Source organism: Clostridium sp., assembly GCF_051654825.1.
Classification (GTDB): Bacteria; Bacillota; Clostridia; order Clostridiales; family Clostridiaceae; genus Clostridium.
This window is the reverse complement of sequence record NZ_JBOFYU010000006.1, coordinates 1-5,906: the sequence shown is the minus strand read 5'-3', so window position 1 is coordinate 5,906 and position 5,906 is coordinate 1. Positions and strand designations below refer to the sequence as shown.

Sequence of the window (5,906 nt, the reverse complement as noted above, 5' to 3'; positions counted from 1 at the left end):
GCATCATAGCTCTAACCATAGGCATACCACCATTAGTAGCTTCATTCGCATTACTATAAATATATGGCATCATTTCGCCCTTTAATTTTAAATACATTCTGTTAATTGAAGTATATGGTTCACCAAATACATAAGGATTCTTAGCATTGCTTCCCCATCCATCCATATCTAATTGAATTGGCGTAAATGCCTTCCATTGGAAATCACGAGTTTGGATTATTGGCTTCTTACCACCAAAGATACCATCCATATCTGATCCTACATTTGGATTACCAGATAAACTTGATCCTATATAAGTTGGAATATGGAATCTAATATATTCCCAAGCTCCACCACTTTGATCTCCTGACCATAATGTTGAGTATCTTTGAGTTCCTGCCCATCCATCAACAGCAACTACATAAGGTCTTGCATTGTCTTTTGAATTCTTTTCAATACCTTCTGCCGCTTGTCTAACTGAATTAAGAGCAAATGAATATCCAGCTCCTACCCATGCAACGTCAGTTTTAACAGCATTAGTTCCTGCAACTCCTACTTCCTTATCAATATCTCTTTCTAAATAAGCTTCTTGATTACCAGTAGGCTTTAACTGACTTTGTGTCCAAAGACCAGTTTGAACTCCGTTAGCTCTTGTATAATCAACAAACTCTTTTAAGTTTTCAATATTTCCATCAATAGTATCTTCTCTACCATATCCACATCCATATCCATCATTAGGTAGGAAATAACCAAGTGGCATATCGTTTGAAATATGATCATCTAAAACCTTTTTAGCATCTACCATTAAGGTTTCTTGTCTATCATATCCTGGTCTTGGTGTTTGTGATTCAGCTCCTGTTTCATCATTTATCCAGTCACGAGAATAACAGTTTAAGTGACCTAAATAAAATGCATATTCAGGCATTAAAAGTGGCTTACCTGTTAACTCATAGAATCCATTTAATATTTCATTTGCTTTTTCATCAACAAAATAGTAAGCATCGAAACGCTTTTCATTATGAGTCGTAGTTACTACTGACTTGTCCTTTGAACCAAATGCATATTGTCCTGGTTTAAATGTATGTCTCATTACACCATAACCATTAGTTGACCAATAGAAAGGTGTTGGACTTGCAACTCCACCATCTACCCAGTTATTTTCATTTTTAATATTTATACTTTGTCCTTTATGTGAGAAACGACCATTTTGCATTCCTCCGCCATAGAAGTACTCATCCTCATTATTTACAAGAGTTTGAACAGTTTCATTATCCTTGTACTTTAATGGTTCAGCTTCCTTCCAAATAGTATTTCCTGTTACCTTGTTTACTAGCTCCATTTTACCTGTAGCTTTTTCAACTTTTAACTCAATAGAATCTGTTGATATTTTTAAAATATCTCCATCTTCTACTGTAGGAGTAACTCCTTCATAATCTTCGTCAGCCTTTTCTCTAATTGTAGTCGTATGATCTTTACCATTTGGTGTTGGATCTTCTTGGAACTTTCCATCTGGATCCATGTATAGACGGAATACATTATCATCTAATAATGATACACGTACATGTTCCCCTGTAACCATTTTAATAGTAACTATGTTACCATCAGTTGTAAAACTTTCAACAGCTCCGATACTTGAATACTCAGTGTTTTTAGCTTCAAGACTTGCACTGCTAGAATCATCAGCTACTGCTAATATTGATTCTGCATGTATTGGACTGTTTGACATTAAGAAATTCCCTGCAACCATAGTACTTAATGTAATAGCTGCAATTTTTTTAATAAGCTCTTTTCTCTTCATTCTTTACCCTCACCTTAATATCTTTTAAAGTTTTCAATTTATAAAACTGAACCCCTTATATTTGTAAACAATTACCTAGAATTTAATTTTTGGACTTATCTTAAATTCAGTAATCAGTTTACTTAATACTTATTCTTTATTTTTACTTTAATTCCTTTTTTTGTTAATATTTTTTACAAAAAAAAGATAGACTTATTTCTACATAAATCTATCCTTTAAATACCTCTAGTATAAAAATTATATTATCCTAAAATTGACTTAATATATTCTTTAAACTCTGCAAAGTCGCCTTCTGTAACGCTTGCACCTTTATGAATCTTTCTACTATTAAAGTTATATTCACAAGCTCCATAATTAAATCTTGGGCTTGAAACTACTATACTGGTATCTTTAATTCTATAAATTGCATTTTTATTTACAACTATTTTACATAAGTCTAAAACTTCACTATATGATTCCATACCACATTCTGCAGCTAATGAAATAATAAATTTAAAGAATTGATATCCTCCCATTAATGGCATCATTTCTCCATTAACAAATGAAAATACCTTTCCTGTAGGATTAAAATATTTTAACTCTCCAAAAGTCATATTTTTATATTCACTATTTATTTCTAATCCAATATTCTTATACTTTTCTAACTCTTTTTCTATTGTTCCCCAACTATTTAAATCTGGAACCTTACTTTTTGCAACTGATTGCTTAAATTGGATTATTGCATCATCTCCGTCCTTATATGTTGCAACTACTTCTCCACCTGATACTACTTTATATTCATCATTTTCATATATTAATTCTACTTTTATATTCATAGCTATTCACTCCCAAAATCTTAATCAATAATAATTATTATATAATAAATAAATTTAACCTTCAAGAATTATATTTATTAAAGATCTATTAGTATATCAACTCTAAATAAATCTCCTTGAATATCTATCTTCATTTCTCCACCTTGTACCTTAACTAAACTATTAGCTATATCTAGTCCTAACCCATGACCTAATGTATTTCTTGATCCATCTCCACGCTTAAACCTTTTTATTAATTCACTTGGTTCTATATTAAGTTTATCTTTTGATATATTTTTAAATGTTATTCTACATTTATCATTTTTATAAGTTGAATCCTCACTTTTAAATTCATTAAGCTCTATATAAACACGACTTCCTTCTAATGAATATTTAGAAATATTGGATAATAAATTTTGAAATACTCTTATAATATTATTTTTATCCATCGGAGCCTTAGATTCTTCAACATTAAAATCACTTATTAAATCTAATCCTTTAGCCTCTATAGAATCCTTACTTTCTTCTATAGCTAAATTTAATAGTTTAACTACGTCTACTTCCTCATTGTTAACTTGAATTTCCCCTATTGAGAAATTAGTTGCATACTCTAAATCTTCTAATAAAGCCTTAAGCCTTTTTATCTTAGCTTCTAGTATATTTATAAATTCTTCTCTTTCATCATTAGTTATATCCTTATTTTTTAAAATATCTATATAATTTATTATAGATGTTAAAGGAGTTCTTATATCATGTGAAGCATTAGTAATAAGCTCTGTTCTATCTATTAAACTACTCTCCTCTTCCTTTGCTAGAGCTTCTACCTTTTCTATTAAAACCTCTAATTGTCTATTTACTATAATATATCCTTCTCCCCATAACATTCTTACTTTTGATTCTTCTTCTAAGCTTTTTTTAGCTATGTCTATTTGTCCTTTTTTCAGTCCTTCAGCCATATTTTCAAAGGTTACTTCTATTAACTTACCTCTAATATAATTAACTATTATTCCTGTAGTAAATCCAACTATAGTCATTATACTTCCTATAATAAAGCTATTATAATACTCTAAAATCTTAATACCAGAATAAATGTTATTTAAACTTGAAAAATACATTAATATAGAATTTAATAAAAATCCTATTGTAATAATTTTATAAAGTCTTTTAAACGCTATCCAATTTATATATGATGAACTTATTTCTAAGGATGTTATCTTCCTTGTACATCCAAACCATCTTTTTATAATTGTAAATATAGAAATCATTAATATAAAAGGAACTGCTAAAATAATAACTTCTAAAGTTTTCTCCTTTAGGAAAAGCTTTGATAAGAAAAATATTAAAATAGACATAGATCCTATTCTTTCTATTATTGTTTTTGAATGAATCTTTTCTACTATTTCTATTTCCTCTTCATCCTTTAAATAAATGAAGTCTCTTTTACTATTTTCCCTATCCCTTTCTTTACTTCTAATTTTATGGAGTAACAATTTTCTCACCCTCCTTTATATTAAACATTATATCTGTCTTAAATAAGTCTCCATCAATTTCTATACTTAACTCTCCATTTAAAGTTGATATTATGCTTTTTGCTGTTTCTAAAGGTAAGCCTGTACTATCTCCAACTTCATTTTCTTCAATTCTTTTATATAAATCTTCCTCTGAAATATTAAGGGGATTTTTAGAAATACTTTTTATAGTTAATATATACTTATCATCTTTTATATAAGAATCTATATAGACCCTAGTTCCATCTAAAGAGTGCTTTAATGTATTTTCTAATAATATTTGAAATACTCTCCATACTTTTTCTGGATCAATATTAAGCATTACTCCTTCATCCTTAATATTTAAAATATATTGAAGCTTTGATTCTTCAATATTGCTATTAAATTCTGCTACTGCTTGCTTTAAAATATAATTAATTGGCACAGTTTCTTTTTTAATATTTAAAACACCGCTTGCTGCCTTAGAAGATTCAAATAAATCCTGGATTAATTTCTTAGTAAATAAAGCTTCCTTTTCTAAATAATTTAAATCTCCATTTCCTCCTTTTAAATCAGCTACAGCCTTTTGTATGTTATCAACAGGTTTATCTAACTTATGCACAACATTATTAATTAATCTGTTTATAACCTGTTCATTCTTGCTTTTATTTTGAACATAATCTCTTATATTTTCAGCTATATCTGCAATGCTTTTATAAACCTTTTCTTGTGATTTAAGAAATCCTGGAAATTCTTCTGCGTAATTTCTCTTCATATTACTTATACTTGTTTTCTTATTATCTATTTCATTTATTGTATTATCTAATGCATATACTAACCCTAATATCTTTACTTCACTTATTAATAACTTTGCTCCTAGTAAGGCCATCCCCGTACAAGTAAAAATAATAAAATTCATTTTATTTATCTTTAAATAGTACATAGAAAAACCTAGTGCCACTACTATTAGAATATTTGTTATTAAACCTATTTTCCCAAATATCCATTTACCTTTCGATTTTATATCCACTACCCCATACCACCTTTAAATATAGAGGCTCTCTTGGATTAACCTCTATTTTTTCTCTTATTCTTCTTACATGAACCATTACTGTTTCATTATTTAAACAAGGTTCATTCCAAACTCTTTCATATATTTCTTCTGCTGGAAACACCCTATTTAAATTACTCATTAATAAATCTAAGATTTTAAATTCTATAGGTGTTATCTTAACTCCTATTCCATTTATCTTTACTTCCTTGCTTCTTCTATTTAATAATAATCCTCTTACTTCAACTTCATCTTCTTCTACCTTTTCATAATTACCAAGCAATTTAAATCTTCTTAGCTGTGACTTTACTCTAGCTATTAATTCTAATGGATTAAAAGGTTTAGTTATATAATCATCTGCTCCTATATTTAAGCCTAAAACCTTATCTGTATCTTCACTTTTAGCTGATAACATTATTATAGGTATGTTTTTCTTTTCTCTTATTTTTAAAGTTGCTCTTATTCCATCCATATTAGGCATCATAATATCCATAATTACTAAGTGCACATCGTTATTTTCAATAATATTTATAGCTTGAATACCATCGTAAGCCTTTAATATTTCAATATTTTCATTTCTTAAATATATATCTATAGAATTAACTATTTCTTTATCATCATCTACTACTAAAACTATATCTTTCATAGTTATATTCGCCCCCTTGTATGATGTAGATATAACATTTTATAGAAAACTTAATAGCATTCCAACGAATATTAAAGCACATCATTATTTTTTTATTCTTATTTTTATATCTATCCCGTCTAGCATCTTATGATGCGAAACACATATCTTT

At 28.4% G+C, this 5,906-nt stretch carries 5 protein-coding genes; all 5 read right to left on the bottom strand.

Annotated features, from left to right (window positions below):
- A partial coding sequence (locus tag ACRDBA_RS00130) for a TIM-barrel domain-containing protein (protein WP_438570920.1) occupies positions 1–1,777 on the bottom strand: 1,777 nt, incomplete at its 3' end.
- Between the two features lie 242 nt (positions 1,778–2,019).
- Positions 2,020–2,592: a hypothetical protein gene (locus ACRDBA_RS00125; RefSeq protein ID WP_438570919.1), complete on the bottom strand. Its 573-nt coding sequence runs from the start codon at positions 2,590–2,592 to the stop codon at positions 2,020–2,022.
- Between the two features lie 77 nt (positions 2,593–2,669).
- Entirely contained in the window at positions 2,670–4,061 is a 1,392-nt protein-coding gene (locus ACRDBA_RS00120) for a histidine kinase dimerization/phospho-acceptor domain-containing protein (protein WP_438570918.1), read from the bottom strand.
- Positions 4,048–5,088: a sensor histidine kinase gene (locus ACRDBA_RS00115; protein WP_438570917.1), complete on the bottom strand. Its 1,041-nt coding sequence runs from the start codon at positions 5,086–5,088 to the stop codon at positions 4,048–4,050. The genes ACRDBA_RS00120 and ACRDBA_RS00115 overlap by 14 nt, the downstream gene beginning before the upstream one ends.
- Positions 5,066–5,755: a response regulator transcription factor gene (locus ACRDBA_RS00110; RefSeq protein WP_438570916.1), complete on the bottom strand. Its 690-nt coding sequence runs from the start codon at positions 5,753–5,755 to the stop codon at positions 5,066–5,068. Before ACRDBA_RS00110 ends, ACRDBA_RS00115 begins: the two co-directional genes overlap by 23 nt.
- Positions 5,756–5,906: the final 151 nt, after the last annotated feature.